Source organism: Pseudomonas sp. MWU12-2319 (genome assembly GCF_023242525.1).
Taxonomy (GTDB): domain Bacteria; phylum Pseudomonadota; class Gammaproteobacteria; order Pseudomonadales; family Pseudomonadaceae; genus Aquipseudomonas; species Aquipseudomonas gingeri_D.
On record NZ_JALJES010000018.1, the window covers coordinates 79,869 to 95,779 of the forward strand.

Below are 15,911 nucleotides of genomic sequence, written 5' to 3' on the forward strand. Positions count from 1 at the left end.
CGCATGAAGAAGGTTATCGCGTTGGTATCGGGCTTGCCCCTGATGCTGGCGCTGAGTGGTTTTACCACCCGGCAACACCCAGGCGACCAGGTCACGCTGGACGACTACACACGCCACAAGATCGAGTTCATCGAAACCCGGATCCTCAAGCACGCCGGCCATGAGCAGGGCGAACGGATCAAGAATATCTCCGCCAACTTCCTCGGCACGCCTTATGTGGCGCATATGCTGGTCGGCTCCGCGACCGCGCCGGAACAACTGGTGATCGACTTCCGCGGCCTGGATTGCTTCACCTATCTGGATTACGTCGAGGCCCTGCGCAAATCCGACAGCCTGCCGCGCTTCGTCGAAAACCTGGTGCGCACCCGTTACGCCGAGGGCAAGGTCAGCTACACCGAGCGCAGGCACTTCTTCACCGACTGGGCCCACACCCAGCCCCTCAATGCCCGGGATGTGACGACCCAGGCGAGCCCCAGGGCGACCACCGTCACCAAGATCCTCAATGCGCAAGGGGACGGCAGCGGCGGCACGCTGATCCCGTCGGTGGGCACGGTCAAGCGCGCCATCACCTACATCCCCAGCGAGTGGATCGACGACGCCGTGGTCAGCCGCCTGAAAACCGGTGACTACATCGGCATCTACACCCCGGCCGAAGGGCTCGACGTCACCCACACCGGCATCTTCATCATGACCGACAAAGGCCCGGTGCTGCGCAATGCCTCCGCCCGCGAAGCCAACCACAAGGTGGTGGATTCGCCGTTCATGGATTACGTCAAGAAAACCCCGGGCATCGTGGTCCTCAGAGCGATCTGACCACCTCAGCCCGACGACGTCAGGCCACTGGCGCAGATAAAATCGATGAACGCGCGCAACTTGGGTGTCAGGTAGCGACTCGACGGCCAGACCACCTGCATCTGTAGCGTACGCAGGATCCGTCCCGGCAGTATCGACTCCAGCTCTCCGGCCGCCAGGGCCTCGCGCACGGCGAACTCGGGCACGCAGGCAATGCCCAGGCCCTGCCGGGCGCTATGGATCAGCATGTCCAGGTTGTTGCAGACCATGGTCTCCGGCACCTTCAGCTCGGCCCCCGCGACCAGTCCCTCCAACGGCCACTTCTCCAGCTTGCCGGTGGAGGGCATCCGATAATGCAGGCACTGGTGCTCCAGCAGTTGCTCCACCGCCTGCGGGTAGCCCCTGGCGGCGAAATACCCCGGTGCGCCGACCAGATGAAACGCGAAACTGCCCAGCTTCCGCGCCATTAACCGCGAATCGTGCAGTTGCCCGGTACGCACCACGGCGTCAAAGCTCTCCTCGACCACGTCCACCAGGCGATCGGTGAAGTCCAGCTCCAGGCGGATTTCCGGGTACTCGCGCATGAACGACGACAACTGCATAAACAGCACATTGCCCTGCAACGGCAGGCTGATGCGCAACTTGCCCCGTGGCGCATCGCTGGAGCTGGACAGTTCCTGCTCGGCCGCCTCCAGTTCGTTGAGCACCCGCCGGCAGCGCTCCAGAAACAGCGCGCCTTCAGCGGTCAAGTTGAGGCTGCGGGTATTGCGATGGAACAACCGCGCACTGAGCTTGTGTTCCAGGCGGGCAATGCTTTTGCCCACGGCCGAGGCGGACACCCCGAGCAAGCGGCCGGCGGCGACAAAGCTGCGACTTTCGGCGACCTGCACGAACACGGTGATGCCATTGAGCTTATCCATCACTCATTCCCTTGATTAAGGACAAAAAGGTCCGTGTAGCCCGGAATTGTAACTTCTTTTTCCCTGATCGGCCCCGCCCTACCATCGATTCATCAGCTTGACCCATCCACCATCCGGGGCCCGATATGACCGTCAACGAACCGCTACGCTCACTGCAATCCCTTCGTCCTGTCGAGACAACCCGCCTGGCGTCGCGCATCGACGCCGTGCTCGAACAGACCCTGCATGACCGGCGCCTGGTCGGTGCCGTAGTCCTGGTCGCCCATCGCGGACAACTGGTCTATCAGCGCGCGGCCGGCCTGGCCGACCGTGAGGCCAGGCTGCCAATGCACCTGGACGCCCTGTTTCGCCTGTCCTCGGTCTCCAAGCCGATCACCTCGGTGGCGGCCCTGGCGTTGATCGCCCAGGGCCGTATCAACCTGGACGACAACATCACCCACTGGCTGCCGCACTTCAAGCCGACCCTGGCCGACGGCACCCCGGCGTTGATCACCGTACGCCAATTGCTGACCCACACCGCCGGTTTCACCTACGGTTTCCTGGAGAGCGATCAAGGCGGCCCTTATCTCGAGGCCGGCGTCTCCGACGGCATGGACCGTACCGAACTCTCGCTGGAAGAAAACCTGCATCGCCTGGGCCAGGCCCCGCTGCTCTACAAACCGGGGAGTCAGTGGGGCTACTCGATTGCCACCGATGTGCTGGGCGGGGTAATCGCCGCCGCCCACGGCACCTCGCTGGCCGAGGCGGTGGAGCAGTTGGTCGCCCGCCCGCTGGGCTGGCGCGATAGCGGGTTCCGGGTGACCGACGTCGACCGCCTGAGCCCGGCCTATCTCAATGACCAGCCACAGCCACGGCGCATGCAGGGGCTGGAAGTGGTCCCGGTGTTTGAAGGCACCGCCGGCATCCGGCTGGACCCGGACCGCGCCCTGGACACCCAGGCCTATGACTCCGGCGGTTCGGGCATGGTCGGCAGCGCCGGGGAGTTTCTCCAGCTTCTGTAAACCCTGCGCAAAGGCGGCGCGCCGCTGCTGCCCAAGCACCTGGTGGCGGAAATGGGCAGCAGCCAGACCGGCGACCTGGAACTGGCCAACTGGCCGGGACGCGGCTTCGGCCTCGGCTTCACGGTACTCAAGGATCCGGCCGCCGCGCAGACCGTCGAATCCGTCGGCACCTGGCGCCTGGGCGGTGCCTACGGACACTCCTGGTTCGTCGACCCGGCCCAGGAGTTGACGGTGGTGGCGTTTACCAACACCGCCTTCGAAGGCATGTTCGGGCAATTCACCGTCGACCTCTGCAACGCGGTCTACGGCCTATAACAACGGGCCGGGGCTGGTGCCACGAGCAGTACCCCGCGCATCAAAACCTGGAATCACTCTGATGAAAATCCTCCACCCGATCTACTTCCTCGCCCTGGGCCTGTTCGGCGTCTACACCCTTGAGTTCGGCGTGGTCGGTATCCTGCCGATGATCATCGAACGTTTTACCATCAGCGCTTCCCAAGCAGGCCTGCTGGTGGGACTGTTCGCCTTGATCATCGCGGTGTTCGGCCCGGTCATGGTGTTGCTGCTCTCGCGCTTCAACCGCAAACACATGCTCAGTCTGGCGCTGTTCGTGTTCGCCGGTACCAGCGTGCTATCAGCCTACGCCCCGAACGTCGAATCGCTGATGCTGCTGCGTATCATCCCGGCGTTGTTCCACCCCGTGTACTTCTCGCTGGCATTCGTCGCCGCCACCGCGCTGTACCCGCCCGAGGAGTCGACACGGGCCGCGGCCAAAGCGTTTGTCGGCACCAGCATGGGCATGGTTTTGGGAGTGCCGCTGACCACCCTGATCGCCGCGCAGTTTTCCTATGAGACTTCGTTCCTGTTTTGCGCGGCAGTCAACTGCATCGCCGGCCTGGGGATCATTGCGCAATTGCCGGATGCCCCGGGCAAGGCGAACGCGTCCTACAAGGAACAACTGGCGATCCTGCGCAAGTTCCCGCTGTGGCTGAATATCACCGCCTCGACCCTGATCTTTGCCGCGATGTTTTCCGTGTACAGCTACTCGGCCGAGTACCTGGCCAAGGAAGCGGGCATGAGCGCACAGTGGATCAGTATCCTGCTGGTGGTATTCGGCATCGGTGGAGTCGCCGGCAACTTGTATGCCGGCAAGCTGATCGGCCAGAACATGGTGCGTACCACCCTGCTCCATCCGATCCTGCTGGCCGGCGCCTATGGCCTGCTGTACCTGTTCGCCAGTCCATCCCTGCCGGCCATGCTGCTGATCGTGCTGATCTGGGGCGCAACCCATACCAGCGGGCTGATCGTCACGCAGATCTGGCTCACGTCCGAGGCACCGGAGGCACCTGAGTTCGCCACCGGTCTCTACATTTCCTTCATCAATCTGGGCGTGAGTCTCGGTTCCACGACCGGCGGCTGGTTCCTGGCTCGCCTGGGCTTGCGGGGAACCCTGTACAGCGGTTGCCTGTTTGCCGGGCTGGCCGTGCTGATCATCGCGATAAAAGTGCTGTTCTTCAGCGGTGCTGCCAAAAGGGGGGCGCATCCGTCGCAGCAGACTGAGTGACGCATCGCTGCGTGGCCATTGACTGATGGGACTTTCGGACAGCGAGCCACCCACCGGGAGGTGGGCTGGCCTGTTACAGGGCATTGATGGAACTCGGACCAAGGGGGAATCGGTCTGCTTGGGGCGCCTAGATCTGGAAATGCTTGACCAGGGTATTGAGTTCGGTGGCCAGGTGGGCCAGGGACTGCGACGCGGCGGTGGTCTGGTTCGAACCTTCGGAAGACTGGATCGATAACTCGCGGATATTCAGCAGGTTGCGATCCACCGAGCGGGCGACATGGGCCTGTTCGTCGGCGGCGGTGGTGATAACCAGGTTGCGGTTATTGATCTCGTCATTCGCCTCGACGATTTCCGCCAGCGCGGTCTTGGCCGCTTCGGCGAGCTCCAGGGTCTGCCGGGTCATGTTGCTGCTGTTGTGCATGCCACTCACGGCAGTGGCGGTACCGGTCTGGATGCTGCCGATCATCTCTTCGATTTCCCGGGTCGACTGCGCGGTCCGATGGGCCAGGGCCCGTACTTCATCCGCCACCACCGCAAAGCCACGACCGGCCTCACCGGCGCGCGCCGCTTCAATGGCGGCATTGAGCGCCAGCAGGTTGGTCTGCTCGGCGATGGTACGAATCACATCGAGGACCTTGCCGATGCCTTGGGCCTGCGCCGCCAGTCCGCCGATCTGCTCGGAGCTGACCTCGACGCCACGGGTCAGCGCGACAATCGCCGTCACCGCCTCGACCATCCGCTGCTGCCCCTTCAGTGCAATGGTCCGGGACTCCTGGGACAGGTCCGAGGTGGACGAGGCGTTCCTGGCCACCTCTTCAATGGCGCTGGTCATCTCGGTCACCGCGGTGGCGGCCTGTTCGATTTCCCCATGCTGCTGTTGCAGGTCACGACTGCCCTCGGCCGTCACCGCGTTCAACTCTTCGGCCGCCGAGGCCAGTTGGGTCGACGAATGGGTGATCTGCTTGAGGGTGGTGAGCAGGCTGCCCTGCATCACCGCCAGGGCCGCGAGCAAGCGACTGGCTTCGTCGTTGCCGGCCGGATTGATCGGTTGCGTCAGGTCACCCTTGGCGATGGTTTCCGCAACCTGCACCGCCTCGATGATCGGGACGGTAATGCTGCGGGTGAGCAGCCAGGCCACCAGCACGGTGCCGATACCCACCAGCAGAATCACCAGGCCGATGCCCGCCACCGCGCTGTCATAGGTGCTGGCCGACTGTTTGCCGGCCAGCTCCGCGCCCTGGTTGGCATGCTCGATCAGGTCATCGAGGTTCTTGGTCATCTGTTCATAGGATTCACGGATGGTCGAGAGGTAGGTGTTGGCACCGGCCTTGTCCCCCAGCCGCGACAGCCTGAGCAATTCGAGGTGATTCTTGGCATAGGCTTCCAGGCTGCGGTTGAAGGCGTCCAGCCGCCCTTTGTCGTCTCCGCTGGTCAACAAGCCCGCGTAGATCGACATCTGCTCATGCACGCTTTGCAAGCGCCCGGCCGATTTGTCCTCGTAGACTTTCATGTCCGCGGCACTGGAAGACAGGATATGGGCCATGGAGCCCAGGCGGTAACGGTCCAGCGACGCATTCGCCGATGCCAGCACCCGCACCCGCTGCAGCCAGTTGTTCTGGATATCGGCGGCCTGGGCCTGCACGTCGCGAATCTGCTTCAACGCGAACAGCCCCAGGAACACACTGAGCAAGGCGATTGCGGCAAAACCGATGAACGCTCGGGGTGCAATCCGGATATTTCTCAACAACATGGGCGGGATCTCGCATTGAACGGGGACGGAAGACAGCAGGCCGCGGCAGGATAGCAGGCGATCCCGGCCATAAGGCTATCGGCTTGGTTGCGATTTTCTGTAGGTAGGCCTACCAACGGGCACAAAGTAGGAAAAAAACCACAGAATTGATAAGATCGCTCCTTTTCGGTTGCCAGTCATTCCTGCGAGCCGTCGCCCTCTCCAAACCCGAACCGGATCCATTGCATGACAACCAGCCCGCTACAGGCCGCAGAAAAAATTCTCCTGGTGGCTCCGCACCGTCTGGGCGATAGCCTGTTCGCAACACCCGGAATCCGCGTGCTGCGCCTTGCAAAACTGCATGCCCGAATAGACGTTGTCACGTTATCAGCCCTGTCCCATGAGCTGCTGTCGCAAAATACCTGCATCGATACACTCTACCGTGCGGAAGAACAGCCTATCGAGCAACTGGCCGCCGGATACGATGTCATCTTGCCCCTGCAAAATATCAACCACGTCGTCGAATACCTGGGAGACATTCCGCGCGTCCTGATACCCCCGCGTTATGCCGGTGCGTTTCATTATTCGGAAAATTTCTATCGATTCCTGATTCAGCAGATGCCGAACGTGGCGCAATTTCCATTGGGGCCTTATGAGCTCAATACGAATGCCCAGGACGAATCGCAGGCCGATTTACTGTTGAGCCCCATTCCAGCTGCCCCACAGCCGTTTATCCTGGCCTTGCACATGGGCTGCCATCAGATTTCGAAAAAAGGTCAGCGGATCCTGTACAAGCTGTTTCCTTTCCTGATGGCAAAAGATACTCGCAGCTGGTCCTTCAAGCGCTTTGATCAACTGATCCAACGCCTGATAAAAGAACACCCTGCTGTGCATATCGTACTCACCGGCTCCCCCAGCGAAGCCTTCGCGGCCGACGCGCTGACCGCCAACCCGAACATCCTGAATCTCATCGGCAAAACCAATGTCGGCCAACTCGCGGCGGTGTTCAAGCGCTGTGACTTGCTCCTGACCGGAGATACCGGCCCGATGCATGTGGCCTGTGCAATGGAACGACCGATGGTCCTGCTCTGCGGAAAAACCGATCCGGCGCACACCGGTCCTTATCCCGCAAACACCCATCACAGCATTATTCAAAAAGACGGGATGGACAATATTTCGGTGGACGAGGTCTATCAGGCTGTTGTGCGCTATTTACCGGAGACACCGACGCAACAGGATTCAGCGCCCATCACCTCGGCAGTGGCCTGAGGTTCTGATCGATAACGCAACAAGGGCCTGAAAAGGCCCTTGTCGTTTATATCTCGCTCAGCGCTTGAGCTTGCGCTTGTTGCGATACTGGTCGATGACCACCGCCACCACGATGATCAGCCCCTTGATGATGTCCTGGATATAGGCGTCGACCCCGACAAAGGTGAAGCCGCTGGCCATGACCCCGAGGATCAGCGCGCCGATCACCGTGCCGGTAATGCGCCCCACCCCACCCGCCAGGCTGGTACCGCCAATCACCGCCGCCGCAATCGCGTCCAGTTCGTAGGACATGCCCATACCCGCCTGCCCGGTGGCGGCACGTGCCGAAGCGACCACCCCGGCCAGTCCCGACAAGAGCCCGGCGATGCTGTAGACAATCACCAGATGGCGCTTGACGTTGATCCCGGAAGTGCGCGCCGCCTGCATGTTGCCGCCGATGGCGTAGGTGTACTTGCCGTACTTGGTGTAGCGCAGGGCGATGTGGAAGATCAGCGCCACCACCAGGAAAATGATCACCGGCATCGCGCCGTGGCCGATGGCCGTATAGGAATCCGAGAGCATGCTCACCGGCTGGCCTTCGGTGTAGTAACGCGCCAGGCCACGGGCCGAGACCATCATGCCGAGGGTGGCAATAAAGGGCGGAATCCCGGTCAGGGCAATGATGCTGCCGTTGATCGCCCCCGCCAGCAGCCCTACCCCGAGTCCGACAATGACCGGGATCCACACCGGCAGGTCGGTCAGCGACGGAAACACCGCCCGGGCGAAGTCCGAGGTCTGCGCCAGGCTCGCGGCGATCATCGCCGAGAGTGCCAGCACCGAGCCCGACGACAGGTCGATGCCGGTGGTGATAATGACCTGGGTGACCCCGATCGCCAGCAGGCCGATGATCGAGACCTGCAAGATCATCAGCACCAGCCGCTGGGAGTTCATCAGGAAACTCTGGTCGCGGACGATCCAGCCGAACAGTTCGAAGACCAGGCCGATGCCGATCAGTACCAGGAAGATGCTCAGTTCGGTGGGAAGGCGCCGGCGACTCTTGACCGGCACCGTTGCAGGCTTGTTTTCCAGTATCACGTTCATAACCACTCACCCTTCTATCGCGTTACCGGCGCGGAGCACCGCCGCCGGCCTCTGTACGTTGAACAACTAGTGAACCGCGGTCATCCCGGAGGCCAGTTGCATGACCCGCTCCTGGGTCGCCTCGCCACGGTCGAGGGTGCCCATCAGGTCGCCCTCGTGCATGACCATCACCCGGTCGCTCATGCCGAGCACTTCCGGCAGCTCCGAGGAAATCATGATCACCGCCATGCCTTCGCTGGCGAGGTAGGCGATCAACCGGTAGATCTCGGCCTTGGCGCCGACATCGATGCCCCGGGTCGGCTCGTCGAGAATCAGGATCCGCGGGTTGGTCATCAGCCAACGGGCGAGCAAGGCCTTTTGCTGGTTGCCTCCGGACAAGGTGTCGATGCACTGCTCCAGGGACGGGGTTTTCACCCGCAGCTTCTTGCACATTTCCTCGCACAGGGCGCGCAAGGCTTTCTGCTGGATAAAGCCGTTACCGCTGACGTAATGCGGCAGCACGGCCATTTCCATGTTTTCCATGACCGAGAGGCACGGGAACAGGCCACTGAGCTTGCGGTCCTCGGTGAGCAGGGCAAAACCCTTCTCGATCGCCAGGTGCGGGTCGCTGATCCGTACCGGCAGGCCGTCGAGGCGGATTTCCCCGCCATCGCTGGGGGTGATGCCGAACAACGCTTCGGCGACATTGGTCCTGCCCGAGCCCATCAACCCGGCGATGCCGAGGATCTCACCGGCATGCAGGTCGAACGACACCCCTTTGAAGATGCCATCCAGACGCAGGTCGCGCACCGACAGCAGCAGATCGCCGATGGGCTTTTCGCGCACCGGGAACAACTGGCTCAGTTCACGCCCGACCATCATCGAGATCAGGCTGTCGCCGTCCATGCTGTCGGCCCGCTGCAGGCCGATATAGGCACCGTCGCGGAATACCGCCACTTCATCGGCGATGGCGAACACTTCGTTCATTTTGTGGGTGATGTAGATGATGCCCTTACCCTGGGACTTGAGGTCGGCAATGATCGAGAACAGGTGGGCGACTTCCTTGTCGGTGATGGCCGAGGTCGGTTCGTCCATGATCAGGATGTCGGAGTCGTAGGACACCGCTTTGGCGATCTCGACCATCTGCCGTTCGGCGATGCTCAGGTTGCCGACATGTTCTTCCGGGTCGAGGTTGATGCGCAGCCGTTCCAGCAGTTTCGCCGTGCAGCGGTGCATTTCCCGGTGGTCGATCATATGGAAGCCGTTGAGCTGCTCGCGACCGATCCAGATGTTCTCGGCGACGCTCATGTGCGGCATCAGGTTGAGCTCCTGGTGGATCATCGCGATCCCGGACTGCAAGGCCGCCAGCGGCGTGTCGAAGACCACCGGCTTGCCGCGCAGGCGCAGCTCACCGGCGTCCGGCTGGTAGATGCCGGCGATGATTTTCATCAGGGTGGATTTGCCGGCACCGTTCTCGCCCATCAGGGCCAGCACCGACCCCGGGCGGACCCGCAGTTGTACATCGGACAGCGCCACTACCCCGGGAAAACCCTTGCTGACGTTGACAATCTCCAGCAGGTACGGCTCATCGACAGGTAGGGCGGTTGGCTGGATACCCACCAGCGGGTTGCTCGAAGCAGTCGCTGAAGCGAACATGATCAGGTACTCCATCAGCAAGGCGAGCAGTGCGACCTTGCTTGTTTATTGTTGTTATTGAACGGACTGACTATTTGAACTGAGCAACGTTTTGCGGAGTGATCAGGCGATACGGCACCCACACCGCCTGTTCGACCGGCTCATGCTTGGCCATCTTCACCGCGGCGTCGAGGGAACCGACCGCCTGGCCCTTGGCATCCTGGAACACCGAGACCGTCATATCGCCTTTTGTCACCGCACGCAGGCCATCGGGGGTACCATCGACACCGGCAATCAGCACACTACCCTTTTTCACCCCGGCCTGCTCCAGCGCCATGGACGCGCCGATGGCCATCTCGTCGTTGTTGGCGACCACGGCATCGAATTTGCGGCCCTGGGTCAGCCAGTCGTTGACCAGGGTCATGCCTTTGTCCCGCGACCAGGTACCGGTCTGCTCCTGCTCGATCTTGATGTTCGGGTACTTGGCCAGGACGTCCTTGACGCCCTTGGTGCGGTTGGTGGTGGAGTTGTTGGCGAGGTCACCGAGGAGGATCACGATGTCGCCCTTGCCGTTCATTTTCTCGGCGAGGTACTGCATCTGCATCTGCCCGGCTTCGAGGTCGTTGGAGGCGACGGTGGTCACGCCCTTGGGCAGATTCAGATCATCCGGCCGGCGGTTGACGTAGACCAGGGGAATCCCCGCCTTGACCGCCGCGTCAGTGATTTTCTTGGTGGCGGCAGTGTCCACCGGGTTGACGATGATGGCGTCGACCTTCTGGCTGACGAAGCTTTCCACCTGGCTCAGTTGCTTGACCACATCGCCACGGGCGTCTTCGAACTGCAGTTTCACACCGTCGGGCATGGACTTGGCTTTCTGGTCCATGGATTCACGCAGGTAGGTCAGCCAGGTGTCATCGAACTGCGACATGCTCACGCCGATCTTCATGTCGGCGAAGGCGGCACCGCTGGCGAGCATCAGGGACAGGGCAAGGGAAGTGAAACGGATCTTGGTTTTCATGAAAAGTCTTTCTCCACATTCTTGTTGGTTTTATGGATCAAACGTGACTCTTTCAGTGACCGGCAAGCGAATGATCGTCAGCAGTCGACAACCTGAAATTGACTTTATTGGAAAATAATTTCCATATCAATCTGTTTTAGAAATTTATTTTCTTTTTCATCTTTGGGCCTTACTGGCAAAGCTCGCGGGTGACGCGTTCGAGCATCATCCGGTTCGATTCGTCCGGACGATCTTCCCAGGCGAACACCGATACCGTGGCGATGCCATCGAACTTGATCTCGCGCAGGGTGCCGAAAAACGCCTCCCAGTCGACCTCGCCCTGGCCGATATCCAGGTGCTGGTGCACGGTGGCCGTGACCCCCGGTGGATTGACGATATAACGCAGGCTCGACGAGGCCTTGTGGTTGTAGGTGTCGGCGATGATCAGGTGACTGAGCTTGGAGCCGGCGTACTTGAGCATCGAGGCGATGTCACCTTTGCCGTCGTCATAGAAAAAGGTGTGCGGCGCCGCATAGAGGTAGTTGATCCAGTCGCGGTCGAGGCCACGAATGATGTCGACCGACTCGTTGTTGCGCTCGCAGAAGTCATAGGGGTGCGCCTGGATATCCAGCTTGATGCCTTCGCGTTCGAACTCCGGCATCAACTCGTCCATCGAGCGCATGAACTGGTTTTCACAGACCAGCGGGTTGTCCGACTGTCCGGTGAACTCCGTATTGACCAGCTCGCAGTCCATGTCCACGGCGATCTGGATCACCCGCTTCCAGTTGCGCACCGCCGCCACCCGCAGGCCTTCGTCGGCGGCGGCCCAGTGATACATCGGCAGCAGCGACGAGAGTTGAACCCCGGTGTCGCTCAGGGCTTTGCGAAACGCCTTGATGCGCGCCCGGTCAACCCGTGGCGCCTTGTAGAACGGCAGGAAATCTTCCCGGGGCGACAGCTCAATATATTGGTAACCGAGCTCGGCGACCTTGTCGACCATCTTGCCCAGGGGCAAGTTGCGGTACATATAGGGGTCGAGGGCAATACGCACGATGGGTTCTCCTTGCGTTCCCACCTGCGGGGTGGGAACGCTCAATGGCAAGGCCTTAGCCGTAGAAGTGTGGGCGCTCCGGCAGCCCGATGCGGACAATCGCCCCGCTGCCCTGGGCTTCGATGCAGGCATCCGCCGCCACCGCCGCCGCCAGGCCATCCCACGCCGACGGGCCGCCGACCTGGCCGGCGCGCACACCGTCGATAAACGCCTGCAACTCGACGTCATAGGCGGCAATAAAGCGGTCTTTCCAATCCATCAGGATTGCATTGGACAGCTTGGCGCCGCTGCGCAGTTGCACTTGCGAGGGCTCCGGCAACCTGGCAATGCCGGTTTCGCCGACCACTTCGCACTGGATGTCATAACCGTACTGGCAGTTGACGAAGACCTCGACGTCGATCCGCGTGCCCCGGGCGGTTTCCAGCAGGACGATTTGCGGGTCCTTCAGGTGGGCATGGGCCTTGCTGGTCTTGCGCGGGAACACCACCTGCACCGACACGTAGTCATCGGCCAGCAGCCAGCGCAGCACGTCCAGCTCATGGATCAGGGTGTCGGTGATGGCCATGTCGGTCTTGTAGTTCTCACCCACGGTCGGGTTGCGGTGGGCGCAATGCAGCATCAACGGCTCGCCGATCTGGCCGCTGTCGATCACCGCCTTGAGGGCCCGGTAACCTTCATCGTAGGGACGCATGAAGCCGACCTGCACCAGGCGCTTGCCATGGGCCACTTCGGCGGCGACGATCTTGCGACAGCCTTCGGCGGTGACCGCCAGCGGCTTCTCGCAGAACACCGGCTTGCCGGCCGCAATCGCCGCCAGCACGAACTCCTCGTGGCTCGGGCCCCAGGACGTGACCAGGATCGCTTCGACTTCCGGCGCCTTGATCAGCGCATGACCGTCCGGGTAGACCTCGGCGGTCAGTTGCAGGTCGGCGACCACCTTGGCCGCCTGTTGCAGGTTGATGTCGGTGACCGCCACCACCTGGCTGTTGAGCAGGGTCTTGCTGCAACGACGAATGTGATCCTGACCGATGGCACCGGTGCCGATGACACCTAGCTTTAAAGACATGGGAAAACTCCTGTTGGCGTATTTTTTGTTCGGTGCAAGGGCTCAGTACTGACGCGCCTTGGCCAGTTGCTCGTTAAGGTTTTTGGCCACGGCATCGGTGCGCGCGCTGGTGGAGACTTGCGCCACGCCGACCCGCCACCAGGACAGGTATTTGTGAATCATGGTCTTGGGCAGGACCTTGATATCGATCAGCGTCGACACCGTCTGCAACCGCGCATCGGCCAGGGCCGCCTGCAACTGCTCGACCGTGTTGATCTTGTAGGTCTTGCAACCGTAGGCCGCCGCGCTCATGGCGAAGTCCACCGGGACAAAGTCGCCGTCGAGCTTGCCGGTGGCCGGATCGCGGAAACGGAACTCGGTGCAGAAGCTGTCCATGCCGTGTTCCATCTGCAGGTTGTTGATGCAGCCGAAGGTCATGTTGTCGAGCAGGATCACGTTGATCTTGCGCCGCTCCTGGATCGAGGTGACCAGCTCCGAATGCAGCATCATGTAGGAGCCGTCGCCGACCAGGGCATAGACCTCCCGCGCCGGTTCCGCGAGTTTCACCCCGAGGGCGGCATTGACCTCGTAGCCCATGCAGGAATAGCCGTACTCGACGTGATAGGTGTTCACGCCCTTGCTGCGCCAGCTGCGTTGCAGGTCGCCGGGCAAGCTGCCGGCCGCCGCGACGATCACCGCGTCATCGGCCAGGGTTTCGTTCAACACGCCGAGCACCCGGCTCTGGGTCAGGCAGGAACCAGTCAGCTCGATAAATTCGCGCAGCACCGCCGGGTCCATGTGGTCGTTGATTTCCGGGACGAAATCCTTGGCCTGGTACTCGACCTGATAGACCCGGTCGACCTCCTCGTCCAACCGGGCCTTGGCCTGGCGTGTTTGCTCACCCCAGCTGGCGCGGTAATCACCCAGCGCCTCGCCCAACGCCTGCAACGCTGAGCGGGCATCGGCCAGCACCTGCGCGCCATCGAGTTTCAGGGCGTCACAGGGGCTGATATTGAGGTTGAGGAACTGCACCTCGGGATGCTGGAACAGCCACTTCGACGCGGTGGTGAAGTCCGAGTAGCGGGTGCCGATGCCGATGATCAGGTCGGCTTCCTTGGCCAGCAGGTTGGCCGCCAGGCAGCCAGTTTCACCGATGCCGCCGACGTTCAGCGGATGGCTGGAGACCACCGCGCTCTTGCCGGCCTGGGTCTCGGCGAAAGGAATGTCGAAGCGTTCGGCAAAGGCCTGCAACGCCGCATTCGCCCCGGAATACCGAACCCCGCCGCCACAGATGATCAGCGGTTTGCGCTTGCCCTTGAGCAGCGCCACGGCGTCGCCGAGCATGGCCTCGGTGGCCGGACGGCGGTCGATGCGGTGCACGCGCTTTTGCAGGAAATAATCGGGGTAGTCATAGGCTTCGGCCTGGACGTCCTGGGGCAAGGCCAGGGTTACCGCGCCGGTTTCCGCAGGATCCGTGAGTACCCGCATGGCGTGGATCGCCGCGCTCATCAACTGTTCCGGACGATTGATGCGGTCCCAGTACTTGCTGACGGCCTTGAACGCATCGTTGGTGCTGATGCTCAGGTCATGGAACTGCTCGATCTGTTGCAGCACCGGGTCCGGCTGGCGACTGGCGTAGACATCGCCGGGCAGCAGCAGCAGGGGAATACGGTTGGCGGTCGCCGTCGCGGCGGCGGTGAGCATATTCGCCGCGCCGGGGCCGACCGACGAGGTGCAGGCGTAGATTTTCCGCCGCAGGTGCTGCTTGGCAAAGCCGATGGCCGCATGGGCCATGCCCTGCTCGTTGCGGCCCTGGTGGACCACCAGGTCGCCGCTGTCCTGCTCCAGTGCCTGGCCAAGGCCCAGCACATTGCCGTGGCCGAAGATGGTGAAGACCCCGGCGACAAACTTGCTTTGCACCCCATCGACCTCGACGTACTGGTTGTCGAGGAACTTCACCAGCGCCTGGGCCATGGTCAGTCGGGTCGTGGTCATGCTTGCACCGCCAATGCCTGTTGAAGATGGACCATGCTCGCGCCCAGGGCCTGCTGGATATCCGCCCGCCCATGCACGCTTTCGGCAAAGGGTTCGAACGACAGGTAGCCGTTGTAACCGCTGCTGCGCAAGGCTTCGATCTGCGCCGCGTTGCCGAGGATATCGGCCTCGCCCACCAGCACCCGATGGCCGTCGCGGATGTTCGCCAGCGGCACTTGCGCGTCCTCGACCCCGGAGATATGCACCAGGCCGGTCAGCTCGGGGAAGTATTCCTGTTCGCCGGCCAGGTGATGATGAAAGGTGTCATGCACCAGGCGGAACACATCCAGCCCGCCAATCGCCTTGATCGCCTCCACCGCCGTGCGCTTGCGCCGCAATGCGCACTCTTCGAAACCCAGGGGCTCGATAAAACCGAGAATCCCGTACTCACGCAGAATCGGCGCCAGTTCGCTCAAGGCCGTACGCAACCCGGCGTTGCGTTGTGCTTCCGAGCGTGGATCGTCGCGATCATTGAACGGGCACATCACCAGGCCCTCGGCCCCGCAATCACGGGCATAGGCCGCCAGCGCCAGGGTCTGCGCGCGGCGCTCGGCATTCCAGACATCAAAGGGGTACAGGGCGTTGATCGACAGCACCTTGATGCCGTGGGCCGCGCACAACTCGCGGACCCGCACGGCCGGTGTGCCATCTTCGATCTCGACACCCATGAGATCGTTGCGGATCTCGATGGCATCGGCCTTCAGGGCCACCGCCAGTTCAATGAATTGCGGCAGTGACAAACGTGGGGCAACCATACGGTTCAGGGCGAAACGCAGGGGCTGGTTCATTATTCTTGTTCTCCGCGGACAAAGATG

12 protein-coding genes and 1 pseudogene are annotated in these 15,911 nt (G+C 61.9%); 4 read left to right on the forward strand and 9 right to left on the reverse strand.

Going from position 1 to position 15,911, the window contains the following annotated elements; translation table 11 throughout:
• Window positions 1-3: 3 nt before the first annotated feature.
• The gene (locus M5C01_RS25745) at window positions 4-813 is read left to right on the forward strand and encodes a DUF1460 domain-containing protein (protein ID WP_103495107.1); all 810 of its coding nucleotides are present in this window, start codon (window positions 4-6) and stop codon (window positions 811-813) included.
• A gap of 5 nt (window positions 814-818) precedes the next feature.
• Here M5C01_RS25745 and M5C01_RS25750 read toward each other — a convergent pair whose 3' ends face one another.
• Window positions 819-1,712 carry a LysR family transcriptional regulator gene (locus M5C01_RS25750; protein ID WP_103495108.1) on the reverse strand — a complete coding sequence of 298 codons (894 nt, stop codon included), beginning with the start codon at window positions 1,710-1,712 and terminating at the stop codon, window positions 819-821.
• Window positions 1,713-1,837: 125 nt separating this feature from the next.
• On the opposite strand from M5C01_RS25750, the pseudogene M5C01_RS25755 reads away from it, so the two are divergent.
• Together M5C01_RS25755 and M5C01_RS25760 are read left to right on the forward strand one after the other, a co-directional pair.
• A pseudogene (locus M5C01_RS25755) lies at window positions 1,838-3,028 on the forward strand (serine hydrolase domain-containing protein).
• Window positions 3,029-3,089: 61 nt separating this feature from the next.
• A complete protein-coding gene (locus tag M5C01_RS25760; protein ID WP_152741405.1) occupies window positions 3,090-4,277 on the forward strand; it encodes an MFS transporter in 1,188 nt (395 codons plus the stop codon).
• A 127-nt stretch (window positions 4,278-4,404) separates the two neighbouring features.
• Here M5C01_RS25760 and M5C01_RS25765 read toward each other — a convergent pair whose 3' ends face one another.
• Window positions 4,405-6,027 carry a methyl-accepting chemotaxis protein gene (locus tag M5C01_RS25765; RefSeq protein ID WP_152741406.1) on the reverse strand — a complete coding sequence of 541 codons (1,623 nt, stop codon included), beginning with the start codon at window positions 6,025-6,027 and terminating at the stop codon, window positions 4,405-4,407.
• Between the two features lie 225 nt (window positions 6,028-6,252).
• Between M5C01_RS25765 and M5C01_RS25770 the strand changes: the two genes are divergently transcribed.
• Window positions 6,253-7,275: a glycosyltransferase family 9 protein gene (locus M5C01_RS25770; protein ID WP_152741407.1), complete on the forward strand. Its 1,023-nt coding sequence runs from the start codon at window positions 6,253-6,255 to the stop codon at window positions 7,273-7,275.
• A gap of 57 nt (window positions 7,276-7,332) precedes the next feature.
• Here M5C01_RS25770 and M5C01_RS25775 read toward each other — a convergent pair whose 3' ends face one another.
• From M5C01_RS25775 to M5C01_RS25805, 7 genes are all read right to left on the reverse strand, one after another.
• Window positions 7,333-8,355 (reverse strand): ABC transporter permease, encoded by a 1,023-nt coding sequence (locus M5C01_RS25775; protein WP_100941611.1) that lies wholly within the window; start codon window positions 8,353-8,355, stop codon window positions 7,333-7,335.
• A gap of 66 nt (window positions 8,356-8,421) precedes the next feature.
• Window positions 8,422-9,990: a sugar ABC transporter ATP-binding protein gene (locus M5C01_RS25780; RefSeq protein ID WP_103498325.1), complete on the reverse strand. Its 1,569-nt coding sequence runs from the start codon at window positions 9,988-9,990 to the stop codon at window positions 8,422-8,424.
• Between the two features lie 70 nt (window positions 9,991-10,060).
• Window positions 10,061-10,987: a sugar ABC transporter substrate-binding protein gene (locus tag M5C01_RS25785; RefSeq protein WP_152741408.1), complete on the reverse strand. Its 927-nt coding sequence runs from the start codon at window positions 10,985-10,987 to the stop codon at window positions 10,061-10,063.
• Window positions 10,988-11,156: 169 nt separating this feature from the next.
• Window positions 11,157-12,017 carry a sugar phosphate isomerase/epimerase gene (locus tag M5C01_RS25790; protein ID WP_178129967.1) on the reverse strand — a complete coding sequence of 287 codons (861 nt, stop codon included), beginning with the start codon at window positions 12,015-12,017 and terminating at the stop codon, window positions 11,157-11,159.
• A 55-nt stretch (window positions 12,018-12,072) separates the two neighbouring features.
• Window positions 12,073-13,083 (reverse strand): Gfo/Idh/MocA family oxidoreductase, encoded by a 1,011-nt coding sequence (locus M5C01_RS25795; protein WP_152741409.1) that lies wholly within the window; start codon window positions 13,081-13,083, stop codon window positions 12,073-12,075.
• A gap of 42 nt (window positions 13,084-13,125) precedes the next feature.
• The gene (gene iolD, locus M5C01_RS25800) at window positions 13,126-15,057 is read right to left on the reverse strand and encodes a 3D-(3,5/4)-trihydroxycyclohexane-1,2-dione acylhydrolase (decyclizing) (RefSeq protein ID WP_152741410.1); all 1,932 of its coding nucleotides are present in this window, start codon (window positions 15,055-15,057) and stop codon (window positions 13,126-13,128) included.
• On the reverse strand, window positions 15,054-15,884 hold the full coding sequence (locus M5C01_RS25805) for a TIM barrel protein (protein WP_152741411.1): 831 nt from the start codon (window positions 15,882-15,884) through the stop codon (window positions 15,054-15,056). Before M5C01_RS25805 ends, iolD begins: the two co-directional genes overlap by 4 nt.
• Window positions 15,885-15,911: the final 27 nt, after the last annotated feature.